The organism is Plantibacter elymi (nom. nud.) (genome assembly GCF_900177795.1).
In the GTDB taxonomy this organism is placed as follows: Bacteria; Actinomycetota; Actinomycetes; order Actinomycetales; family Microbacteriaceae; genus Plantibacter; species Plantibacter elymi.
Window position 1 is genome coordinate 189,641 of record NZ_FXWJ01000005.1, and the last position, 23,333, is coordinate 212,973.

Annotated in this window: 18 protein-coding genes and 3 tRNA genes; 14 read left to right on the forward strand and 7 right to left on the reverse strand. The window is 69.2% G+C overall.

The features are described from left to right. Positions 1-66 precede the first annotated feature (66 nt). The gene (locus CCK91_RS16140; protein ID WP_086474883.1) at positions 67-1,104 is read left to right on the forward strand and encodes an alpha/beta hydrolase; all 1,038 of its coding nucleotides are present in this window, start codon (positions 67-69) and stop codon (positions 1,102-1,104) included. Positions 1,105-1,445: 341 nt separating this feature from the next. Here CCK91_RS16140 and CCK91_RS16150 read toward each other — a convergent pair whose 3' ends face one another. Next, the gene (locus CCK91_RS16150) at positions 1,446-1,934 is read right to left on the reverse strand and encodes a YajQ family cyclic di-GMP-binding protein (protein WP_056014685.1); all 489 of its coding nucleotides are present in this window, start codon (positions 1,932-1,934) and stop codon (positions 1,446-1,448) included. A 53-nt stretch (positions 1,935-1,987) separates the two neighbouring features. Here CCK91_RS16150 and CCK91_RS16155 point away from each other — a divergent pair, with 53 nt between their 5' ends. The 4 genes from CCK91_RS16155 to CCK91_RS16175 all read left to right on the forward strand — a co-directional run bounded on the left by CCK91_RS16155 (position 1,988) and on the right by CCK91_RS16175 (position 6,174). Continuing rightward, positions 1,988-2,752, forward strand: a complete 765-nt coding sequence (locus CCK91_RS16155) for a lytic transglycosylase domain-containing protein (RefSeq protein ID WP_086474885.1) — start codon at positions 1,988-1,990, stop codon at positions 2,750-2,752. 105 nt (positions 2,753-2,857) lie between these two features. Further along, positions 2,858-2,939: transfer RNA gene (locus tag CCK91_RS16160), tRNA-Tyr, on the forward strand. 945 nt (positions 2,940-3,884) lie between these two features. Beyond that, entirely contained in the window at positions 3,885-4,712 is an 828-nt protein-coding gene (locus tag CCK91_RS16170; protein WP_086474887.1) for an inositol monophosphatase family protein, read from the forward strand. Between the two features lie 316 nt (positions 4,713-5,028). Then, positions 5,029-6,174 (forward strand): M23 family metallopeptidase, encoded by a 1,146-nt coding sequence (locus CCK91_RS16175; protein ID WP_133060022.1) that lies wholly within the window; start codon positions 5,029-5,031, stop codon positions 6,172-6,174. A gap of 614 nt (positions 6,175-6,788) precedes the next feature. Here CCK91_RS16175 and rfbB read toward each other — a convergent pair. Together rfbB and poxB are read right to left on the reverse strand one after the other, a co-directional pair. Next, positions 6,789-7,787, reverse strand: coding sequence for a dTDP-glucose 4,6-dehydratase (gene rfbB, locus CCK91_RS16180; RefSeq protein ID WP_071258697.1), 999 nt, complete (start codon positions 7,785-7,787; stop codon positions 6,789-6,791). A 55-nt stretch (positions 7,788-7,842) separates the two neighbouring features. Next, entirely contained in the window at positions 7,843-9,579 is a 1,737-nt protein-coding gene (poxB, locus tag CCK91_RS16185) for a ubiquinone-dependent pyruvate dehydrogenase (protein WP_086474889.1), read from the reverse strand. 244 nt (positions 9,580-9,823) lie between these two features. Between poxB and CCK91_RS16190 the strand changes: the two genes are divergently transcribed. The 4 genes from CCK91_RS16190 (at position 9,824) to treZ (ending at position 17,160) form a co-directional block, all read left to right on the forward strand. Continuing rightward, positions 9,824-10,885, forward strand: coding sequence for a serine/threonine-protein kinase (locus CCK91_RS16190; RefSeq protein ID WP_159453425.1), 1,062 nt, complete (start codon positions 9,824-9,826; stop codon positions 10,883-10,885). A gap of 94 nt (positions 10,886-10,979) precedes the next feature. Then, positions 10,980-13,028, forward strand: coding sequence for a glycogen debranching protein GlgX (gene glgX / locus CCK91_RS16195; protein ID WP_086474891.1), 2,049 nt, complete (start codon positions 10,980-10,982; stop codon positions 13,026-13,028). Continuing rightward, positions 13,025-15,379: a malto-oligosyltrehalose synthase gene (gene treY, locus CCK91_RS16200; protein WP_086475108.1), complete on the forward strand. Its 2,355-nt coding sequence runs from the start codon at positions 13,025-13,027 to the stop codon at positions 15,377-15,379. The genes glgX and treY overlap by 4 nt, the downstream gene beginning before the upstream one ends. Positions 15,380-15,384: 5 nt before the next feature. Continuing rightward, positions 15,385-17,160: a malto-oligosyltrehalose trehalohydrolase gene (gene treZ / locus CCK91_RS16205; RefSeq protein WP_086475109.1), complete on the forward strand. Its 1,776-nt coding sequence runs from the start codon at positions 15,385-15,387 to the stop codon at positions 17,158-17,160. A 201-nt stretch (positions 17,161-17,361) separates the two neighbouring features. Here treZ and CCK91_RS16210 read toward each other — a convergent pair whose 3' ends face one another. Beyond that, positions 17,362-19,146, reverse strand: a complete 1,785-nt coding sequence (locus CCK91_RS16210) for a glycoside hydrolase family 13 protein (protein ID WP_086474892.1) — start codon at positions 19,144-19,146, stop codon at positions 17,362-17,364. 218 nt (positions 19,147-19,364) lie between these two features. Between CCK91_RS16210 and CCK91_RS16215 the strand changes: the two genes are divergently transcribed. From CCK91_RS16215 to CCK91_RS16235, 5 genes are all read left to right on the forward strand, one after another. Continuing rightward, entirely contained in the window at positions 19,365-19,742 is a 378-nt protein-coding gene (locus CCK91_RS16215; RefSeq protein ID WP_086474893.1) for a PGPGW domain-containing protein, read from the forward strand. 231 nt (positions 19,743-19,973) lie between these two features. Next, positions 19,974-20,726 (forward strand): lytic transglycosylase domain-containing protein, encoded by a 753-nt coding sequence (locus CCK91_RS19395; RefSeq protein WP_242664582.1) that lies wholly within the window; start codon positions 19,974-19,976, stop codon positions 20,724-20,726. Between the two features lie 80 nt (positions 20,727-20,806). After that, positions 20,807-20,878, forward strand: a tRNA-Thr gene (locus tag CCK91_RS16225). Between the two features lie 42 nt (positions 20,879-20,920). Further along, positions 20,921-20,997 (forward strand) — tRNA-Met (locus tag CCK91_RS16230). A 141-nt stretch (positions 20,998-21,138) separates the two neighbouring features. Beyond that, positions 21,139-21,402, forward strand: a complete 264-nt coding sequence (locus tag CCK91_RS16235; RefSeq protein ID WP_086474894.1) for a hypothetical protein — start codon at positions 21,139-21,141, stop codon at positions 21,400-21,402. A 53-nt stretch (positions 21,403-21,455) separates the two neighbouring features. Here CCK91_RS16235 and CCK91_RS16240 read toward each other — a convergent pair whose 3' ends face one another. The 3 genes from CCK91_RS16240 to otsB all read right to left on the reverse strand — a co-directional run bounded on the left by CCK91_RS16240 (position 21,456) and on the right by otsB (position 23,246). Then, the gene (locus tag CCK91_RS16240) at positions 21,456-21,665 is read right to left on the reverse strand and encodes a hypothetical protein (protein WP_086474895.1); all 210 of its coding nucleotides are present in this window, start codon (positions 21,663-21,665) and stop codon (positions 21,456-21,458) included. Positions 21,666-21,890: 225 nt separating this feature from the next. Then, the gene (locus tag CCK91_RS16245) at positions 21,891-22,325 is read right to left on the reverse strand and encodes a hypothetical protein (protein ID WP_133060023.1); all 435 of its coding nucleotides are present in this window, start codon (positions 22,323-22,325) and stop codon (positions 21,891-21,893) included. 144 nt (positions 22,326-22,469) lie between these two features. Further along, a complete protein-coding gene (gene otsB, locus CCK91_RS16250) occupies positions 22,470-23,246 on the reverse strand; it encodes a trehalose-phosphatase (protein WP_086474897.1) in 777 nt (258 codons plus the stop codon). Between the last annotated feature and the right edge of the window lie 87 nt (positions 23,247-23,333).

The following is a 23,333-nucleotide window of genomic DNA, read 5'->3' on the forward strand; positions in this document are numbered from 1 at the left end:
GTCGGGTGGTCGGCGCGCGAGCCCGACCATCCGACCACCGATCACCGGGCGCGGTAACGTGACGGTATGGCCGGATCTCGAGGGTGGACCGCCGACATCCTCGGCGAGGGCTTCCAGCAGCGCACGCTGACCCTCGAACCGGACGATGAGGGCGACGTCGTCGCGACCCTCGTCCGCTACCGGATGCCGCCGCTCGAGCAGCTCGGCGAGTTCCTGCTGCCCGACGTCGCGGACGGCATCGACGTCCTGTACGTCCACGGCTGGTCCGACTACTTCTTCCAACGCCACCTCGCGCGATTCTGGGCCAGGCTCGGCGCGCGGTTCTACGCGCTCGACCTGCGCAAGTACGGCCGGAGTCTCCGCCCGCACCAGACTCCGGGATACGTCGACGACCTCCGCACCTACGACGAGGACATCGAGGCCGCGCTCGCGGTGATGGGACACGGCTCCGACGAGCAGGCCGCCGGGCGGCGGACCCGGCGCAGACTCGTCCTCCTCGGGCACTCGACCGGCGGGCTCACCCTGAGTCTCTGGACGGCCCGGAACCAGGATCGCGTCGCCGGTCTCGTCCTGAACAGTCCGTGGCTCGAATTCCAGGCGAGGCAGCTCGGGCGACTCGCGATCGCTCCGCTCGTCCAAGCCGGATCGCGGATCGACCCACGTGCGCAGCTCCCCGTCGTCGACCTCGGGTTCTACACCCGCTCCGTGTCGAGCACGATGGACGGCGCCTGGGACTACGACTTCGCCTGGCGTCCGCTCCACGGCTTCCCGTTGCATCCCGGGTGGTTGAACGCGATCCTGCGAGGGCATCGGCTCGTCGACGCGGGCCTGCAGCTGCGTGTGCCGGCACTCACGCTGCTGTCGGCACGGAGTGTCCTGCTGCCGCGGTGGAACGACGCGATGATGCGGAGTGACACGGCGCTCGACGTCGATGCGGTCGCGGAACGCGCACTCGACCTCGGCGAGACCGTCACGATCGTGCGCCTCGACGGCGCCCTGCACGACGTCTTCCTGTCCGAGGAGCCCGTCCGACAGCGTGCGTTCGAGCAGATCGTCGCTTGGGGACGCGGCTACCTCACGAAGCCGACGGCCGTCGACCGCTAGCGTTCAGCGGGCGGCAGGTGCCGCCGCGAGCCCATCGGACGCCGCGGATCCGGTCGCCCGGCGGCGAGCCAGTCGGCGTAGCTGTGATTCGCGCCGATGGCGCACCAACACGGGACACCGACCTCCTGGCCGGCGCGCGAGGTCCGGAAGAGTTCGAGATGCGACCCGTCCGCGGGTCTCTGGTGATCCACTGCTCCACCCCAACCATCGAGCCCGCTCGTGCGGGTACGGCTCGTCCGGCGCCGTGCCGAACGGGAGCCCGCTGATCGGGTGCTCCGGTGAAGAGAGTGGTGCGGGGGTCGATCATGACGCGATCGAGGTGATCGACCGCGTCCGACCCGCTAGCGGTAGTTGACGAACTGGAGGTCGATGTCGAGGTCGGCACCCTTGAGCAGCGCCATGGTGGCCTGGAGATCGTCACGGCTCTTCGACGAGACGCGGAGCTCGTCGCCCTGGATCTGCGACTTGACCGACTTCGGGCCCTCGTCGCGGATGAGCTTGTTGGCCTTCTTCGCGATCTCCTGGCTGATGCCCTCCTTGAGGGTCGCCTCGATCCGGTACTCCTTGCCGCTCGCGAACGGGTCGCCGACCTCGAGGCTCTTGAGCGAGATGCCGCGCTTGATGAGCTTGGACTCGAAGACGTCGAGGATCGCCTTCACGCGCTCCTCGGTGTTGGCCTTCATGAGGATCTTCTCGCCGCTCCAAGCGATCGAGGCACCGACGTTCTTGAAGTCGTACCGCTGCTCGACCTCCTTGTGCGCCTGGTTGAGGGCGTTGTCCGCCTCCATCTTGTCGACCTTGCTCACGACGTCAAACGATGAATCTGCCATGTGGACCATGGTAGCGCCGGTGCCGCTCAGGCTGGTGTGGTTGGCTGGATGCGATGCGCAGCCCGATGAAGCAGGACCAGCGGACCGTCGTCGGACGACGAGGGGCGCTCGCGGGAGCGACCCTCGTGATCGGTGTGCTCGTGTTGAGCGGTTGCACTCCCGAGTCCGACCCCGTCCCGTATGCGGTTCCCGTCGAGCTCCCGCCGAAGAGCGACGCCCCCGACGGTGGTGTCGCGAACGTCGACCTCGCAGATCCCCAGTGGATCACCGATGTCGCCGAGGCGAGTGGCATCCCCGAGCGCGCCCTGCGTTCCTATGCCGGTGCCGCCATCCGCAAGGCCGAGCTGACGCCGGAGTGCGGCATCGGCTGGACGACGATCGCGGCCGTCGGGTTCGCCGAGAGCGACCACGGTCGCCACGACGGCTCGAAGCTCGGCGAGGACGGCGTCGTGTCGCCGCCGATCTTCGGTGTGCCACTGAAGGGTGGCGAGACCGAGGAGATCACCGACACCGACCAGGGGGTCATCGACGGCGATCCGGTCCACGACCGAGCCGTCGGTCCGTTCCAGTTCATCCCGCAGTCGTGGGAGAACTGGGGGACCGACGCGAGTGGTGACGGCGTGCTCGACCCGCAGAACCTCGACGACGCCGCGATGGCGGCCGCGAACTACCTCTGCCGGGCGAGCGACTACGACATGCGGACGGAGGACGGCTGGCTGAGCGGGATCCGGGCGTACAACTCGTCACCCGAGTACCTCCGGCGGGTCGCCGCCGCGGCGAACGAGTACGCCGAAGCCGCGCCGTCCGACAAGCGCTGAGCGGCCCGGCGACGGATGCCGATGCTGATTTCGCGTCCGGCGGTCTGACGGCTATATTGGTCAAGCGCTTTCGGTTGGCTGTTCGAAAGTCGGTCGGGCGCGCTTGGCGAGTTACCCTAGCGGCCAAAGGGATCTGACTGTAAATCAGACGGCTCAGCCTTCGGGGGTTCGAATCCCTCACTCGCCACGGACAAATCGCCTCATCCTTCGGATGGGGCGATTTTTCGTCGTGTCGCTCGGACGGTCGTGCACCCATCCGCTCCCTGCGCTGCGCTGAGCCGGTCGAAGCGTCGGAGGGCACGCGAGAATCCCGCCAATCCGCCTCGCCTCCGCCTCGCCTCCGCCGGTCCCTGAGTAACCCTCTCCGGTCCCTGAGTAACCCTCTCCGGTCCCTGAGTAACCCTCTCCGGTCCCTGAGCAACCCTCTCCGGTCCCTGAGCAACCCTCTCCGGTCCCTGAGCTTGTCGAAGGGTACACGGAGAACCCCGCGAATCCGGCATGCCTCTTCCGGTCCCTGAGCTTGTCGAAGGGCGTTCGTAGGCACTTCGACAAGCTCAGTGACCGGAAGAGGTGCTCCCGCATTCATTTCGGTCTCCGGGTGACCCTCGCCGGTCCCTGAGCCTGTCGAAGGGCACACGAGCAACTTCCACAGCCATCCCGACTCAGCATCTGGAATGTCAGTGGTCCGTAGTGGACTGGTTCCATGACTGAGACCACCGCGACACCCGACGGGAAGCAGTATCGGACCGAGCCGGATCCCGCACCGTTCTGACCTGCCTCGGTGTCCTCAGATCGAAGGGTTCCATGTGGGCACTTCGACAAGCTCAGTGACCGGGAAAAGTCTGTCCGCACCGTTTCGGTCCTCGAGCCGTGCCGCACTTCGACAGGCTCAGTGACCGGGAGCGGTGTGCCCGGCGCGGTGAGGGTTTTTTGTGGGCACTTCGACAAGCTCAGTGACCGGGCTGGACTGCTTCCGGATCGCTCCGGTCCCTGAGCTTGTCGAAGGGTACTCGGGTCGCGCCGGGTCGGTTTGCGGAGGAGGTGTGCCCGGGTTGGCTTCGGTTCCTGAGCTGCACCGCACTGAGCCCGTCGACATGTCGAAGGGCGGCAGGGGTCGCCCTAGGGTGGTGGGGTGACCGGACACGAAGAGCTCCTCCAGATCGCCGCCGACATCGCCGCAGAGGCCGGCGAACTGATCCTGCGCCGACGCCGGGAGGGTGTCGAGATCGCCGCGAGCAAGTCGTCGGTCGAAGACGTCGTGACCCGAGCCGACCGCGAGTCCGAGCAGTTCATCCGCGAGCGCCTCCTCGCAGCACGCCCGAACGACGGATTCCTCGGCGAGGAGACCGGCGCGGAGGGCGGATCGACGGGAACCTCCGGTCTGACCTGGGTCGTCGACCCCATCGACGGCACCGTCAACTACCTCTACGACATCCCCGCGTACGCCGTCAGCATCGGGGTCGTCGAGGGGGAACCGGACCCGGCCACCTGGACCGCCCTCGCCGGAGCCGTGGTGAACCCGGTCCTGGGTGAGCACTACACCGCCTCCCGTGGCGGGGGAGCGCGACTGAACGGCCGCGTCCTCGAGGTCAACCGAGACGTGGCACCGAACGTGGCGCTGCTCGGCACCGGCTTCTCCTACACCGCCTCGCGGCGCATGGAGCAGGCGGCCGTGCTCGGTGCCCTCCTCGGGACGTTCCGCGACGTCCGTCGGATCGGCTCCGCCGCACTCGACCTGTGCAGCGTCGCGTCCGGCCGTCTCGACGCCTACTACGAGAGTGGCCTGAAGCCGTGGGACCAGGTCGCAGGTGCGCTCATCGCTGCCGAGGCGGGCGCGACGGTCGCCGGCTTCGACGGTGCTCCGGCCACCACGCAGCTCATCATGGCCGCCGATGCGCCGCTGCTCGCGGTCCTCGAACGGCTCCTCGTCGAGCAGGGCTTCGCGACGCCGATCGGGTGACACTCCATGCGCGTTGCCGCCGCTCGCGGTAACGCTCCGGTGGCGACTCGTTCATAAGAGAACTCTCATATAGCCGCTGACCAGGGCTTTATCGAGTAAAACCGAGCACTGCCATGGCTTTTTCAGCCTCCCGTTGCTAGCATTTATGCATTCGTTACCTTCGCGTTCCCCCGCGCGGACGGACGTCGAGATCTTCCTGCTAGCCCATTGAAAGGCCCCCGCCCCCTTGTCACGCCATGCCAGCCCTGAGGACACCCCTGTGCTTCCCGACCCTCAGGACCCGCAGAACACGTCTGTCGAGAACGACGCTGCATCCGTGCAGACGCCGCCCCTCAGCCGCCGTGAACTCCGCGAACGTGAGCGTCAGGCGGCGGCCGCCCTGGAGCACCAGGAGTCCGTGCTGCAGGAGCCGACGCATGAGGCCAGCGCCGACCAGGAGGAGACGGCCGCGGCCGTCGACCCGGTCGACCAGATGATCGCGGAGGCGATCGACGCCGTGCACACCACCGACGTCGCCGACATCGCACCGGTCGAGGCAGAGCCGCTCATCACCGAACCGGCCGTGGCTTCCGACACCACTCCGGCCACCGAGTCCATCACCGTGCCGGTCGACGCGTCCACGATCGACGCTCCCCGCGTGCGCCGCGCCGCTGCGCCGAAGCCGGCCTCGAAGCCCCGCGCATCGTCCCGTCCGGCCGCCGCACCGGCGTCGCCTCGCCCGAAGACCATCGCGCGCAAGCGTCGCATCACCACCAAGATCTTCGCGGGTGCCGCGATGGGCTTCGTCGCCCTCATGGCCGTGGCCACCTCGGTGCCCGCCAATGCGCTGCTCACCGCTGAAGACGTCGCGACATCGGTGGCCGAGGCCTCGCAGGCCGAGCTCGGCGACGGCAACGGGCTGAGCAACCAGGCGTCGCAGTCGCTCGACAGCGAGGGTTCGGCAGAGCTGACCTTCACCCGCGACGACTACACGACGAGCACGGTCGAGGAAGCCGCCGCCGCGATGGGTATCCGCCCGGCGAACACCTTCACGAACAACCCGAACGGGACCATCCAGTGGCCGTTCGCGGTCGGTGTCACCATCGGTGACCGCTTCGGTGCCCGCGACTGCGCCGGCTGCTCCAGCGACCACCACGGCCAGGACTTCAACCCCGGCAACGGCGCTCCCATCCAGGTCATCGCCGACGGCGTCGTCCGCCACGTCGAAGACGGCGAAGGTTCGCTCGGCGTCAACGTCATCGTCGACCACACCATCAACGGCCGCCTCGTCTCCAGCGTCTACGCGCACATGCAGCACGGCTCAGTTCGCGTCGTCGAGGGCCAGGCGATCAAGGTCGGCACCATCCTCGGACTGACCGGCAGCACCGGCATGTCCACGGGCCCGCACCTCCACTTTGAGATCCGACTCGACGGCGTCACCTGGGTCGACCCGCTCGAGTGGCTCTACGCGAACGTCGACTAGACGCCGCCCATCCCGAACACTTCGACTGCCTCGCCCGATCCCGGGCGGGGCAGTCGTGTTTCACCCCGAGGGCGGGTGCCCTTCGACAGGCTCAGGGACCGGGGTGGGTGTCCGAGACTGCGGATGGGGTTCTCGTGTGGTGCGGCGTACTTCCTTCGGTCACTGAGCTTGTCGAAGTGTCTACGAGGTACGCCGCCCTTCGACAGGCTCAGGGACCGGGGTTGGGGCTCAGGGACCGGTGGTGGGCGTCCGGGGTTGGGGATGGGGTCCTCGTGGTGCGGGGTACTTCCTTCGGTCACTGAGGTTGTCGAAGTGCCCACGGGGTACGCCGCCCTTCGACAGGCTCAGGGACCGGGGTTGGGGCTCAGGGACCGGGGTGGGTGTCCGAGACTGCGGATGGGGTTCTCGTGGTGCGGGGTACTTCCTTCGGTCACTGAGCTTGTCGAAGTGCCCACGGGGTACGCCGCCCTTCGACAGGCTCAGGGACCGGGGTTGGGGCTCAGGGACCGGTGGTGGGGCTGAGGGGCCGGTGGTGAGAACTCAGGGACCGGGCAGGGAACGTCGAAGGCCCGCCCGGCTGATGCCGGACGGGCCTTCGTGACGGAGTCTGAGGGTTACTGACCCTGCTCCTGGTACTTCGCCTCGGTGGCGGCCTTCTGCGGCTTCCACCACGACTCGTTGTCACGGTACCAGGCGATCGTGTCGGCGAGACCCGCCTCGAAGTCGCTGAACGCCGGGGTCCAGCCGAGCTCCGTGCGCAGCTTCGACGAGTCGATCGCGTAGCGGAGGTCGTGGCCGGGACGGTCGTTCACGTGGTCGTAGGCGTCCGCCGGCTGACCGAGCTGCGTGAGGATGAGCTCGACGACGTCCTTGTTGTTCTTCTCGCCGTCGGCACCGATGAGGTACGTCTCACCGATGACGCCCTTGTCGAGGATCGTGAGGACGGCGGACGAGTGGTCGTTCGCGTGGATCCAGTCGCGGACGTTCTCGCCCGTGCCGTACAGCTTCGGGCGCTCACCGCCGAGCACGTTGGTGATCTGGCGCGGGATGAACTTCTCCACGTGCTGGTACGGACCGTAGTTGTTGGAGCAGTTGGAGATGGTCGCCTTGACGCCGAAGGAACGCACCCACGCGCGGACGAGGAGGTCGCTGCCGGCCTTCGTCGAGGAGTACGGGCTCGACGGGTTGTACGGCGTCTGCTCGGTGAAGCGCTCCGGGTCGTCGAGCTCGAGGTCGCCGTAGACCTCGTCCGTCGAGATGTGGTGGAACCGCGTGCCGTGCTTGCGAGCCGCCTCGAGCAGCGTGTATGTGCCGATGATGTTCGTGTCGAGGAACGGGCGCGGGTCGTGCAGGGAGTTGTCGTTGTGCGACTCGGCCGCGTAGTGCACGACGGCGTCGTGGCGGGCGAAGAGCTCGTCGACGAGCGTCGCGTCCTGGATGTCGCCGACGACCAGCTCGAAACGATCGGCCGGGAGGCCGTCGAGGGAGGCGCGGTTGCCCGCGTAGGTCATCTTGTCGAGGACGGTCACCGAGTGATCGGTGTTGTTCAGGACGTAGTGGACGAAGTTCGAGCCGATGAATCCGGCGCCGCCGGTAACGAGAAGTCTGGACACGGTAGACGAGTCTACCCGGCGGTCTCTGGATACCGCGGGGGAATCCGGACGTCGCTCAGTGACCGGGCAGGATGCGGCGCAACAGGTTCGTGTTCGCGAGGTCGAGCAGTTCATCGCCGCGGCCCGACATGACGGTGCGCAACGCGTACAGGGTGAACCCCTTCATCTGCTCGGCCGTGATCGTCGGCGGGATCGACAGCTCCTGCCTGGCGGTCACGACGTCGACGAGCGCCGGACCGTCGTGATCGAAGGCCCGACGGATGGCGCCCTCCAACTCGCTGGCCCGCTCGACGCGTTCGCCGTAGATGCCCATGCCCTCAGCCACCCGCGCGAAATCGGGGTTCTCGAGGTCGGTACCGTAGTTGACGAACCCGGCCGCCTTCATCTCGAGCTCCACGAAGTTGAGCGAGGAGTTGTTGATCACGATGATCTTCACGGGCAGCTTGTTCTGCGTGAGTGAGATGAGCTCGCCGAGCAGCATGGTGAGTCCACCGTCGCCCGCGAGCGCGACGACCTGACGACCCGGGTGCGAGGCTTGCGCGCCGAGCCCGTGGGAGACGGCGTTCGCCATGCTGCCGTGGCTGAACGATCCGATGAGTCGACGCCGTCCGTTCATGGTGAGGTAGCGCGAGGCCCAGACGACGGGGGAGCCGACGTCGGGGATGAACACGGCGTCGTCCGTCGCCAGTTCGTCGACGACCTTGGCGAGGTACTGCGGGTGGATCGCCTGGCCGTCGTGGTCGGCCGTCGCCAGCTCGTCGAGCCCCTTCCGCGAGCTGCGGTAGTGCTTGAGGGACTCCTCGAGGTGCTTGCGGTGGGTCTTGCGCTCGAGCTTCGGCAGCAGCGCGTCGAGGGTGTCGCGGACGGTGCCGACGAGTGGGAGGTCCACCGGGTGTCGGCGCCCGATCTGCTCACCACGGATGTCGACCTGGATGACGGTCGCATCCTCGGGGAAGAACTGCGGGTAGGGGAAGTCGGTGCCGAGCATGAGGAGGACGTCGCACGACAGCATCGCGTGGTAGCCGCTGGCGAATCCGAGGAGGCCGGTCATGCCGACGTCGAACGGGTTGTCGTACTCGACGTGCTCCTTGCCCCGGAGGGCGTGCACGATCGGGGCGGCGAGGGCGTCGGCCGTGTCGATGAGCTGCGCGTGGGCGCCCGCGACGCCCGCACCGGCCAGGATCGTGACGCGCTTGCCGGCGTTGAGGATGCGTGCGGCTTCGTCGAGCTCGCGCTCCGACGGCAGGATCCGAGGCTGCGTGGCACGGATGGCGGAGACGTGCTCGCTCACGGCCCGCTGCAGCATGACGTCGCCCGGCACGACGACGACGGCGACGCCGCGGCGCTCGACGGCGGTGCGCATCGCGATCTCGAGCACCCGCGGCAGCTGCTCCGGGACGGACACGAGCTCGACGTAGACGCTGCACTCCCGGAACAGTTCCTGGGGGTGGGTCTCCTGGAAGTAGGTGCTGCCGATCTCGGAACTCGGGATGTGCGCGGCGATCGCCAGCACCGGTACCCGCGAGCGGTTCGCGTCGAAGAGACCGTTGATGAGGTGGAGGTTGCCGGGGCCGCAGCTCGCCGCGACGACCGCCAGCTCACCGGTCAACTCCGCTTCCGCGGCTGCGGCGAAGGCGGCCGCCTCCTCGTGGCGCACGTGCACCCAGTCGATGCCGCCCGAGGATCGGAGGGCGTCGGTGAAGCCGTTCAGGGAGTCGCCCGGGAGCCCGTAGACGCGTTGCACACCGCTGGCCTGGAGGGTTGCGACGACGGTTTCGGCGACAGTGGACATGGGTGCTCCTCGCAGCAGACGACTCGGCCCGGGTTCCCAGGCCCCCTCCATGGTCCTCGTCGGGGTTCGGCGCCCGCAAGGGAGCATCGTGGTCTTGCAGACGCCTACCAGGTGCGCTAGCCGTTCTCAACACTCCGACACGAATCCGGCTGAACGACGAACGCCTTGTAACGTGGTTGCTGGAACAGCCTGCCGAGAACACGGTGGCGCGGCCAACATCGACTGCACCGTGAAGGGGGCGGCCGTGAGCGACTCCCTGCACCGACCGCCGGCACACGCCGGATCGATCACCGATCCAGCTGCGATGTTCACCGAGCACACCGAGACTGTCGTCACCGGTGTCAGCCTGTCGAACGGGCGTTACAGCATCGGCGAGCAGCTCGGCTCCGGCGGGTCCGCCAACGTCTACCGGGCACGCGACGAACTGCTCTCCCGCCCCGTCGCCGTGAAGCTCTTCCGCGACGAGGCTGCGACCGCGAACGACCGGCTGCGCCAGGAACGGGAGATCCGTCTGCTCGGCGAACTCCGCCACCCGGGCCTCGTCGAGCTGTACGACTCCGGTTCCGTCGTCCACCGCGGCGTCGAGCACCGGTTCCTCGTCATGGAGTACATCCCGGGCGCCACGCTCACCGACAAGCTGCAGGCCGGCCCGATGCTCCCGCGCGACGCCGCCGCGCTCGGTGCGCAGGTCGCGGACGCGCTGTCCTTCATCCACACGCGGTCGATCGTGCACCGCGACATCAAGCCCGACAACATGCTCTTCAGCGACATCGCCGCGTTCGGGCACGCGAACCTCGTGAAGCTGTCCGACTTCGGGATCGCGCACTTCGTGGGCGGGTCGCGCCTCACGAACACCGAGGCCATCTCCGGCACGGCGTCCTACCTGTCGCCCGAGCAAGCCCTCGGCGACACCGTCGGCACCGAGACGGACATCTACTCGCTCGGCCTCGTCCTGCTCGAGGCCGTCACCGGTCGCCGGGAGTTCGACGGAGGTCTCGTCGAGGCCGCCATCGCCCGTCTGCACCGCGACCCGGTGATCCCGCCCGAGCTCCCCGCCGCCTGGCACCCGCTGCTGCGGTCGATGACCGCCCGCAAGCCGGAGGACCGACCCGCCGCGCACGAGGTCGCGGCCAGCCTGCGCGAGATCTGGTCGGAGTCCCGCGTCCGCCGGGTCCGTCGGGTGCGTGCGCGCCTCGGCCTCGTCGTCGACCAGGGCGTCGACCCGCGGATCGCCTTGCTCCTCGCCGCCGCGACAGCCGCCGCGGGGCTCGCCATCGGTGTCGCGATCGGCATCTTCGCGTTCTGATCGGCCCATTACCACGTTTCGCCCGGATCCGGGGAAGTCATCCGGCCGGTGTACCGTCTCAACAACGATCGATCCCTTCGAGTGAAAGGGCGCCATGACGCTCTCGACCCCCTATCCGCTCGGCGTCACCCTTCGGGGCGATGGTGCGAACGTCGCCATCTACTCGGAGACCGCCGACGCCGTCACTGTGTGCATCTTCCCCGAGGGCGGCGAGGAGCAGCAGACGCGCCTCGAACAGCGCACCGGACACGTGTTCCACGGGCTGGTGGAGGGCCTCGTCCCCGGGACGCGGTACGGCATCCGCGTCGACGGTCCGTGGGACCCCACGAACGGTCTCCGCCACAACCCGGCGAAGGTGCTGCTCGACCCGCACGCGACGGCGGTCACGGGGCGTTACGACCTCGGCCAGGCGCAGTTCAGCCACCGCCTGGACGCACCGGAGACGATGGACGACACCGACTCCGCGGGCCACGTCGCGCTCGGCGTGGTCACCGACCCGTCCTCGTTCGACTGGGACGCCGACGGCCAGGACGTCGCTCCGCGCATCCCGCTCGCCGAGACGATCGTGTACGAGGTCCACGTGAAGGGCTTCACCAAGCAGCTCGCCGAGGTGCCCGAGGAGATCCGCGGCACCTACGCCGGCCTCGCCCACCCGGCTGCCATCCGCTACCTCACCGACCTCGGCGTGACCGCGGTCGAACTCCTCCCGGTGCACCAGTTCGTGCAGGACAGCCACCTCGAGGAGAAGGGCCTGCGCAACTACTGGGGCTACAACTCCATCGGCTTCTTCGCCCCGCATGGCGAGTACGCGGCCGCCGGCGACGCCGGTGGGCAGGTCGACGAGTTCAAGGCCATGGTCAAGGCGATGCACGCGGCCGGCCTCGAGGTCATCCTCGACGTCGTCTACAACCACACGGCCGAGGGCAACCACATGGGCCCGACCCTGTCGTTCAAGGGCATCGACAACGCGGCCTACTACCGTCTCGTCGACGAAGACCGCGAGCACTACTTCGACACCACGGGCACGGGCAACAGCGTCAACGTCGGCCACCCTGCGGCGCTCGGCCTCATCATGGACTCCCTGCGCTACTGGGTGACCGAGATGCACGTCGACGGCTTCCGCTTCGACCTCGCGACGACGCTCACCCGCCAGGACGGCTCCGCCGAGATCCACAGCGCGTTCCTGTCGCTCATCGAGCAGGACCCGGTCCTCGCCCCGATCAAGATGATCGCGGAGCCATGGGACACCGCCGGCTACCAGGTCGGTGGCTTCCCCGCGAGCTGGTCCGAGTGGAACGGGAAGTTCCGCGACGACGTGCGCGACTTCTGGAACGGCGCCGACAGCGTGCTCGGCACCATGTCGCAGCGCGTCCTCGGCAGCCCGGACGTCTACGAGGCGTCCCGGCGCTCGCCGCTGTCCAGCGTCAACTTCGTCACCGCGCACGACGGCTTCACCCTCGCCGACCTCACGGCGTACTCGATGAAGCACAACGCGGCGAACGGCGAGGACAACAACGACGGTGAGAGTGACAACCGCTCCAGCAACAACGGTGCGGAGGGCCCGACGGATGACCCCGCAGTGAACGCGCGCCGCGATCGCCAGCGTCGCAACTTCCTCGCGACGGTCCTGCTGTCGGCCGGTGTCCCGATGATCCTCGGCGGCGACGAGATCGCCCGCACCCAGGGCGGCAACAACAACGCGTACTGCCAGGACAACGAGGTGTCGTGGTTCGACTGGGAGCACGCCGACCACGACCTGCTCGGCTTCACGAAGCGGCTGATCGCCCTGCGCCTCGCCGAGCCGGCGCTGCGACCCGACTGGTTCCGCCAGGGGCCGGGCTCCAAAGCCGACGACCGGGTCTTCATCACCCGGTCCGACGACGAACCCTTCGCCGACGAGGACTGGGACAACCCCGACGCCCGCTCGATCACCTTCGTGTTCCGTCACGCCGGATCGGCGTCCTTCGCCCTGCTGCTCAACGCGGCCGAGAACGGCGTGGAGTTCAGCCTGCCGAAGGCTCCCGGCCTGCCATGGACGCTCGTCGAGTCGAGCGACCCGGAGCAGATGCTCGCCGAGGGGTCGACGACGGTGATCGTGCAGGGGACCTCCTTCACCCTCCTGTGGTCGGGGGTCGCATCATGACGACCGTGTCCGGCGGGAGGCCACAGCGTTCCGCTGTGCCCGTCTCGACCTACCGTCTCCAGCTGACCGCGGACTTCCGGCTCCAGGACGCCGCGGCACTCGTCGACTACCTCCAGGCCCTCGGCGCCGACTGGGTCTACCTGTCGCCGATCCTCCGAGCGGAACCCGGATCCACCCACGGCTACGACGTCGTCGACCACACCGAAGTCGACCCGGAACGCGGCGGTGCCGAGGGGCTCACGGCGCTCGCCGAAGCGGCCCACGCGGCGGGCCTCGGCGTCCTCATCGACACCGTCCCCAACCACATGGGCGTCGCGACACCGGTGGAGAACGCCTGGTGGTGGGACCTGCTCCAGCATGGCCGGGACGCGGAGCACGCCGCGGCGTTCGACGTCGACTGGGAGGCCGGCGACGGTCGGATCCGCGTGCCGATCCTCGGCGACGACGAGGACGGCCGCAGCGCGCTCGACGACCTCAGCATCGAGGACGGCGAGCTCCGCTACTTCGACCACCGACTGCCCATCGCCCCCGGGACGGCCGACGACGACGCGAGCCCGCGCGAGGTGCACGACCGGCAGCACTACGAACTCGTCAATTGGCGCCGAGCCGACAGCGAACTGAACTACCGACGGTTCTTCGCCGTCAACACGCTCGCCGCGATCCGGGTCGAGGACCCGGCGGTCTTCGACGGCTCGCACGTCGAGATCGGTCGCTGGTTCGACGACGGCCTCGCCGACGGGATCCGCGTGGACCACCCGGACGGACTCCTCGACCCCGGTGCCTACCTCGACCGCTTGTCCGAGCGCATCGGTGGAGCACCCATCTGGGTGGAGAAGATCCTGGAGGGCGAAGAGGACCTCCCGGCCGAGTGGGCCACGCTCGGCACCACCGGCTACGACGCCCTGGGCGACGTCGACCGCGTGCTCGTCGACCCGGACGGGCTGTCCACGCTCGGTCAGCTCGCGGGGATCGAGCTGACGCGTGACGCCTGGGACGACCTCGTGCACACCACCAAGCGAGGCATCGCCGACGGGATCCTCGGTTCCGAGGTCCGACGCCTCGCGAGGCTCGTCCCCGAGGTGCCGGACGCCGTCGACGCGCTCGCCGAGATCCTGACCGCGTTCCCCGTCTACCGTTCCTACCTGCCGCTCGGCGACGAGTACCTGGACGCCGCACTCGACGAGGCGGAGACGCGCCGGCCGGAGCTCGCGGAGGCCTTCGCCGCGCTGGCTCCGCGCCTGCGCAGCTCGACCGATCCGCTCGCCGCGCGGTTCCAGCAGACCTCGGGCATGGTGATGGCGAAGGGCGTCGAGGACACCGCGTTCTACCGCTACACGGCCCTCACCTCGCTGACCGAGGTCGGTGGCGACCCCGCCGAGACCGACATCAGCGTCGCCGAGTTCCACCACCGCCAGGCACGGCGGCAGGCGGAGTGGCCGTCCTCCATGACGACGCTCAGCACCCACGACACGAAGCGCAGCGAGGACGTCCGCGCCCGCATCGACGCCCTGAGCGAGGTCGCGGACCGGTGGGCGGAGCACGCCGTCGCCCTCCACACCTCGAACGGCTTCCCCGACCGGCAGCTCGAGCAGCTGGTCTGGCAGGCGGCCGTCGGTGCGTGGCCGATCGAGCGCGAACGACTGCACGCCTATGTCGAGAAGGCCGCCCGTGAGGCCGGCGACTCGACCACCTGGACCGCACCGGACGAGACGTTCGAGGCCGCTCTGCATGCCGCGGTCGACGGACTGTACGACAGCCGTCGTGCGAACGCCGCGCTGCTCGACGCCGTTGCGGACGTCGAGGCGGCCGGCTGGTCGAACAGTCTGGTCGCCAAAGCGATCCAGCTGACGATGCCCGGCGTGCCGGACGTGTACCAGGGCAGCGAGCTCTGGGACCGATCGCTCGTAGACCCCGACAACCGTCGTCCGGTCGACTACGCCGAGCGTCGCGCGGTGCTCGCCCGTCTCGACGAGGGGTGGCTGCCGCCGGTCGACGCCGAGGGCGCGGCGAAGCTGCTCGTGACCAGCCGGCTCCTCCGCCTGCGACGGGAGCACCCGTCGCGCTTCACCGAGTACACGCCCATCGGGGCGGACGGACCGGCCGCCGACCACGTCGTCGCGTTCTCGCGCGGTGGCGTGACCACGGTCGCGACCCGGCTCTCGCTCCGGCTCGCGGAGCACGGTGGCTGGAAGTCGACCACGGTCACCCTGCCGGAAGGCCGGCTCGTCGACGTGCTGACCGGCCGTGAGTTGCAGGGCGGAGAGGTCCGCCTCGCGGCGCTGCTGGAGCAGTATCCCGTCGCCGTCCTCACACGGCCCGACGATGCGGCCGAGGCCGCGAGCGAGGAGTGAGCACGATGACGACCAGCACCACGAGTCCGGCCGACGGGTTCCGCGTCTGGGCACCCGAGGCCCAGCGCGTCGACCTCGTCCTGGGCGGTGAGCAGCACCCGATGGACCGCGACGTCGCCGAGGGGTGGTGGATCGCGCTCGACGGTGCCGAGCCCCGCGCGGCGGTCGTCGACAGCGACTACCGCTACCTCGTCGACGGTGAGGGTCCGTTCGCCGATCCGCGCTCGCGTCGGCAGCCGGAGGGCGTCCACGGCCCGTCGCGCGTCGTCGCATCCGACCCCGTGCCGTGCGACGGGACCGGCTGGCGGGGTCGCTCGCTCATCGGTGCCGTGCTCTACGAACTCCACATCGGCACCTTCACCGAGGCGGCGACCTTCGACGGGGCGATCGAACGGCTCGACGACCTGGTCGAGCTGGGCGTGGACGCCGTCGAGATCCTGCCGGTCAACGCGTTCAACGGTGTCTGGAACTGGGGCTACGACGGCGTCTTCTGGTCGGCGGTCCACGAGGCCTACGGCGGACCGGACGGCTACCGTCGCTTTGTCGCCGCGTGCCATGAGCGCGGGCTCGCCGTTATCCAGGACGTCGTGTACAACCACCTCGGCCCCTCCGGCAACGTCCTGCCCCGCTTCGGCCCCTACCTCGCGGACGGCGCCGGCAACACCTGGGGCGACAGCCTCAACCTCGACGGGCCGAACTCCGACGAGGTGCGTCGGTACATCATCGACAGCGCGCTGCTGTGGTTCGAGGAGTACGGGGTGGACGGCCTGCGCCTCGACGCCGTACACGCCCTGCACGACACCCGTGCGATCCACCTCCTCGAGGAACTCGACGCCGCGGTGGATGCGCTCAGCGCCGACCTCGACCGACCGTTCACGCTGATCGCTGAATCGGACCTGAACGATCCGAAGCTCATCACGCCTCGGGGCCCCGGCGGTGCCGGCGGGTACGGTCTCGACGCGCAGTGGAGCGACGACTTCCACCACGCCCTCCATGTCGCGCTCACCGGCGAGGTGTCCGGCTATTACGCCGACTTCGCCCCGCTTGGCGCGCTCAGCAAGGTCATGGAGGAGGGGTTCTTCCACAACGGCACGTGGTCGAGCTTCCGCAAGCGCCACCACGGCCGCCGCATCGACCTCGAACGGACGCCGAGCTGGCGGCTCGTCGTGTCCGACCAGAACCACGACCAGATCGGGAACCGGGCGACTGGCGACCGGCTGGCCGCGACCCTCGACGACGGGCAACTCGCCATCGCCGCCGCCGTCACGCTGCTGGGGCCGTTCACCCCGATGCTGTTCATGGGGGAGGAGTGGGCCGCCTCGACGCCCTGGCAGTTCTTCACCTCGCACCCGGAACCCGAGCTCGGTGAGGCGACGGCGAAGGGCCGGATCGCCGAGTTCGCACGGATGGGTTGGAACGAGGCCGACGTGCCGGATCCCCAGGATCCCGAGACCTACCGTCGGTCGGTGCTCGACTGGTCGGAGCGGTCCCGTGGACGGCACGCGACGCTGCTGACCTGGTACCGCCGGGTGATCGAGCTGCGACGCACGGTCCCGGCGTTCACCGATCCGGCGTTCGCCGACACGACGGCGATCGTCGACGAGGCGACCGGCTCGTTCGTCCTGCGTCGTGGCTCGGCCACCCTGGCGGTCAACTTCGGGACGGAGCCGGTCGAGCTCGCATTGCGGGTCGGTGAGCTGCTCGACAGCTTCGGTGAGGTCGTCACGACGGACGGATCACTCCGGCTCGGCGCCCACGCGGTCGCGATCCTCCACCACTGACCTGACGGCCCTCGGGCCAGCGCGGTGCGCTGGCCCGAGCGCGGGTCTACGGCGTGAGCGCGCCCTCCAGAGGGGCGCGCTCACTCGCACGCCCCGCGGCGGGGCCGATTCCGGCGCGCTCACGTCAGCGCACCGCGCCGGTGCCGAAACGCCCGCGGTCACGTCGGCGCACCGCGCTGGCGCACCGGCCGGCGGAGTGTCTCAGGCGACGGGCAGGGTCGAGGGCGTCGTGAACCAGACCGTCGTGTCGCCGTGGATGGTCCTGCCGTCGAAGGGTCCGCTCGCGACGAGCACGGCCGAGTCCGCGAGCGACGAGGGCACGGCGATGTCGTCGGCACCGGTGTTCGCGACGACCGTGACCGCGCCGTTGGTCAGCGCGAGAATGGTGTCGGGTGCCCCTTCGATCCAGGCGATCGAACCGAGTCCCAGCGTATGCTCGCGGCGCAGGCGGAGCAGCGTGCGGTACAGCTCCAGCGTCGAACCGGGGATGCCGGCCTGTGCGTCGCGCGAGTAGTCGTTCCAGTCGTCGGGCTGCGGCAGCCAGGACGCACCGGTCGTGTTGAAGCCGTACGCGGGGTGGCCGGCCTCCCACGGGATCGGCACGCGGCAACCGTCGCGGCCGTACCGCTCGTGGTTCGTGCGGAACCAGGTCGGGTCCTGTCGGGCGTCATCCGGCAGGTCGATGACCTCGGGGAGCCCGAGCTCCTCGCCCTGGTAGAGGTACGCCCCACCGGGCAGGCTCAGCATGAGGGCGGTCGCCGCCCTGGCCCGCTGCAACCCGAGTGCCCGATCCGGCTGGCCCGGGGTGTTCGGACCGACGCCGTAGCCCTGGGGGTTCTCCTCCGTGAGCGCGAGACGGGAAGCGTGCCGGACGACGTCGTGGTTGGACAGCACCCACGTGCTCGGAGCGCCGACCTGCGCGAAGGCCCGCAGCGATTCGCCGATGACCGCCTTGAGGTCCGCGGCGTTCCACGGGGTCTCGAGGTACGGGAAGTTGAACGCCTGCTGCATCTCATCGGGACGCACCCACAGGGCCATCTTGTCGAGCGGGTCGACCCAGGCCTCGGCGCACAGCACGCGGTCGCCGTCGTACGTCTCCAGGAGCTCGTGCCAGTCGCGGTAGATCTCGTGCACGCCGTCCTGACCCCAGTACGGCGCGGTCTCCGGCCACGAGGCGGGCCCGGTGCTGATGCCGGGTTCGAGAGCGACGCCCGCCGAGGCGCCACCCATGCTGCCGCCCTCGGCCGGTGGGGTGTAGTCGGGCAGGCCGTCGGCCTTGATCATGCCGTGCGCCACGTCGACGCGGAACCCGTCGACGCCGCGGTCGAGCCAGAACCGGAGGATGTCGCGGAACTGCTCGCGGACCCACGGGTTCGTCCAGTCGAAGTCGGGCTGCGAGGAGTCGAAGATGTGCAGGTACCACTGGCCAGGCGTGCCGTCGGCCTCGGTGACGCGCGTCCAGGCCGGACCGCCGAAGACGGACTCCCAGTTGTTGGGGGCGATCTCGCCGTGCTCACCCGTGCCGTCGCGGAACATGTACCGGGCGCGCTCCGCCGAGCCGGGGCCGGCCGCGAGGGCCTCCTGGAACCAGCGGTGGGCGCTCGAGGAGTGGTTGGGGACGAGGTCGACGATGACGCGGATGCCGGCAGCGTGCGCGGCGGCGGTCATCGCGTCGAAGTCGGCGAGCGTGCCGAAGATGGGGTCGACGTCGCAGTAGTCGGCGACGTCGTAGCCGGCGTCCTTCTGCGGGCTCGTCATGAAAGGGGACAGCCAGATGGCGTCGACGCCGAGCTCCTGCAAGGCGCCGAGGCGGGAGGTGATCCCGGGCAGGTCGCCGAGGCCGTCGCCGTTCGCGTCCGCGAAGGATCGCGGGTAGATCTGGTAGATGACGGCGGAGCGCCACCACTCCGAACCGGGGGTGGAGCCTCCTGCGGGGGAGGCGTGCTGAGCTGCGGTCGCCGACGTGGTCGGGAGGGCGGAGTCCATGTCGCTACCCTAGGCCATCCACGGGGCCCGTCGCCGCTCGTGGACTGGCCAGCGCGGTGCGCTGACACGAGTGCGGTGCATGGCGGCGAGCGCGGCGCTCCGGAGGGGTGCGGTCGCGCCGGCACCCCGCGCTCACGTCGGTTCGGTCACACGGGAGTCACGTCGATTCGGACCGGATTCCCGGCCACCGACCTGCGCGCTCTCCGTAGAGTGGGGAGATGACCACGGAATCGGACGGCTCGGCCCGCAGCACGGCGAAGCGCGTCGCCGCACAGGCGGGAGGCATCGCCGGATCAGCGGCCCGGACGACGCGTGGCATCATCCGTCGGAATCCGACCGCGAACCGGGTGTACCGGGCGGGCGTCGGAGTCGTCGGCGGCGGCACCGTGGCCCTCGGCGTGGCCCTGATCCCGCTCCCCGGACCGGGAGCATTGATCGCCGTCGGCGGGCTCGCCGTCCTCGCCTCGGAGTTCGAGAGTGCGAAGCGCGCTAGCACGAAGGCGAACGCCGCCGCCAAGAAGGGCGTCGCCGTCGCGAAAGACCTTCGGGCGAAGCGCCAGGCCAAGCAGGCCGCGAAGGCTGCGCCGGAGCACTGACCCCACGGCGCACGGCGCCGACCGACGCGCGGGTACGGTGGACCGGTGGGGACATCGGCGAAGGGGAATGGTGCGCGTCGGCCCGCACAACGCAAGACCGCTGCGCCCGGACGGCGCACGACCAGCGCCACCCGTTCGACGCGGAAGCCGCGGTCCAGGCCGTCCGGCGCGCGCAACCGCTCCCGACGCCCCGTCGCACCGACGCGCCGGAACCGTCGGTCGGGCATCCGTGTGGGATGGCTCGTCGCCGGCGGAGCGGTCGCGATCGTCGGTCTCGCCGTCATCGTGGCAGCGGTCGTCTGGGGGCCGGAGCTCATCAGTCGGGCGGAAGCACGGGACTCTACCCTCGGAACCGCGCCACATGCTGCCGTCGAGGGACCGGGCATCCCCGCCGCGGGGTCGGCTGGAACAGCGCCGGCGGCGATCACCGACCGCGTGGACCGTGCCTGGGCGACGGCCACGGCGCTCCGCCTCGGCATCCCCGAGCGGGCGATGGTCGCCTACGCCGGTGCGGCGCTCGCCGTCGCGGAGACGCAGCCGGGCTGCGGGATCGCCTGGAACACCCTGGCTGCGCTCGGGAGCGTCGAGTCCGGCCACGGCACGATCTTCGGTGGTGCGCTCGACGACACCGGTCGGGCCGTTCCACCCATCGTCGGCCCGGCGCTCACCGGCACCGAGTTCGACGCCGTCACCGACACGGACCGCGGCGCCTTCGACGGCGACGCCAGATGGGACCGCGCGGTCGGCCCGATGCAGTTCATCCCGTCCACCTGGCAGCGGTGGGGAGCGGACGGGAACGGCGACGGCGTCGCGGACCCGCAGCAGATCGACGACGCGGCGCTCGCCGCAGCGCACTACCTGTGCCACGGCGGCCGGGACCTCCGCATCGAAGCCGACTGGATTGCGGCGATCGGGTCGTACAACGGGGCCGCGTCGTACCTGCAGAAGGTCGTCCACGCTGCGGACACCTTCGCCGCGAACTGATCCCGATCCGGTGTACGAAGCACCCCTCGCGGGATGCTAGTCTCTACTGGTGCCATTTCCGCGTGAGCGGTCTGGTTCGCGCTCCGATAGCTCAGTGGTAGAGCACTTCCTTGGTAAGGAAGAGGTCGCGGGTTCAAGTCCCGCTCGGGGCTCGTTCTCTCCGTCACTGCTCTCGCCGGCATACGGAGAGACGTGGCAGGGTAGCTCAGTTGGTGAGAGCGCACGACTCATAATCGTGAGGTCGAGAGTTCGAATCTCTCTCCTGCTACCAGATCAGCTGTTCAAGAGAGAAGCACCGGAGATTTCTCCGGTGCTTTTCTGTTTTGCTGTGGCGGTCACTCCATCGTCCTCGGTGACGACCAAGGTCTCGGCCCCGCAACCCCCGGCTACGACCGCGACCTGGAGTATTTCAATGCCCGACCGTGCTGAGACCTACACCTGCCCGGTGTGCGGTTACCCCGGGCTCGACAGCCCGCCCTCTCGCGACGGGCTCGCCTTCTGGGACATCTGCCCGAGCTGCGGCACCGAGTTCGGCAACGACGACGCGAACCGCACCCACGAGCAGTTACGCGAGGCGTGGATCGCCAAGGGGATGCCGTGGTGGAGCACCAGTCCGCGGGACCCGCCGCCGGAGGGCTGGGATCCCGCCGCCCAGCTGATCGCCGCCGGCTTCTAGCTGTACTCGGTCAGACCGTGGGTGGAACTCGGCCGCTGGTCGTTGACCGTGCGTCAGCGCTTGTCGCGCCGGAAGCGGGCCTCGCGACTCGCGACGAGTACACCGAAGCCTGTCGTCCCCGCATCGAAGGCGGTGATCAGCGTGAAGAACGCGAGCTCGTCTCCTGCACCGTAGGCGAACGCGGCGACAAGCAGTGCGACCGAGGCCGCGACGACGAGCAGCCCGCCGACCATCTCGCCCCGGCTTCCCACCATCTCTCGCATGACCCCATGCGTGCAGCAGGGGCCGTGGAACCGCAATGCCTGTTCGGCGGCAGGTGATCCGCGCCGTCTGCCGCGCAACCCGTCGGACGCCTCTGCCCACAACCGTCCGAGTGCTGAGCGACATTCCCGGCAGGTCGATCCAGTCATCGTTGTTCGCGCCGAACACGGGTGGGCAGGACGACGCTCCACGAGGTCGGAGTCACATCGTCGTCGGCGTGAGGGCCCTCAACCGCCCGAGGTCGCGAACGTCGTGACCGGCGAGCCGTTGGCTTCGCAGGCGTCTCGCATGTCGTTCTGGAGTCCACCGAACTCATCGGTCGTCGAGTCGAACCGTGCGCCAGACGGCAACGCCTCATGAGTCGTCATGTAGTCGGTCAGTCCACTGAGCTCGTCCTGGAGACCCCAATCGCGGAACCTGCGTATGCCGTCGAGATCCGTCTTGGCAAGGTTGGTCATGGCAACCCACTCCGCCTCCGTGATGCGGCCGGCCCTGAAGTCCGAGTCTGCGCTCTGGAGGTTCGCGAAGATGACGGACACAGCGCCGCAGGTCGTAGCTGCCGCGACTGCCGAGCCGGATCCGCCTGCCGTGGCTGTCTGTTCAGGCGACGACGATGAGGTACAGCCGGCAATGCTCACGCTGAGGACGACGGCTGCGGACACGACGGCGATGCATCGCACGGACGAGTGTTTCATGCGTTTCCCCCTGGTGTGATGCCGCCCCACCGTGAGGGCGTGCGTGCACTGAGCGTGCCCGCCCACGCGGCGAGGATGTCATCGAGGCTACTGGTTCTCAGAGCGATCCGGTCATCCCAGTGCGTCGTCGAGTTGCCGGAGCCACTGCTGGAACGCGCCGGGACCCGAGAAGTGGACTCCGGGCACCCGAGCGACCTCCTCCGCAGCATCGGGGCCGTCGACGACGAGTGCATACCCGCCGCTGGCCAACGCCACGCGGAACGCAGGCAGGTCCCCGCGGTCGTCACCGGCGTATGCGACAACACGCAAACCATCAGCCCGGATGATCCTCTGCAGCGCCGTGCCTTTGTCCTCATCCAAGGGCATCCGCAGCTCTTCGACGCACTTGCCGGGTTCCCGCCTGAGCCCGAACTCGTCGATGATGCGCGCGACGAGCGGCTCCACCAATTGCTCGGCCGCAGCGCGGTCGAGTGCACGGCGCCAGTGGACTGCGACGGCGAGGGACTTCTCTTCGACGTCGACACCGTCGATGCTGTCGAGTTCTCGGTGGAGTTCGCGTGTCGCGGCTTGGACAGCAGCCGTCCACTCCTGGGCTTCGGGCACGACGTCGATGCCGCCGTCGGTGAGACGTTCGAGACCGTACGAGCCGTAGAGGTCGACGCCGGGGATCATGGCGCGGTCGGCGAGGAAACCCACCGGGCGCCCAGAGAGGAGCGCGACCGTGGAGAGCTTCCCAGCCAGCCTCTCGAGCGTCTGCGCTGTGCCAGGCAGCAACTCGCTGAGAGCTGGCTCGTCGGTGATCGGGGAGAGGACACCGTCGAAATCCATCACGAGTCCTGCATCGGAACCAGCGGCAATGGCTTGAATCACTTCGTCATCGGAGCTCATCGACCAAGCCTAGCTTTGCCCCGCGCCCGCGGACGGTCGAGCAGACGGGCACGGTCCGCCGGCGCGGCTAGCGGTGGTCCCTTCCTC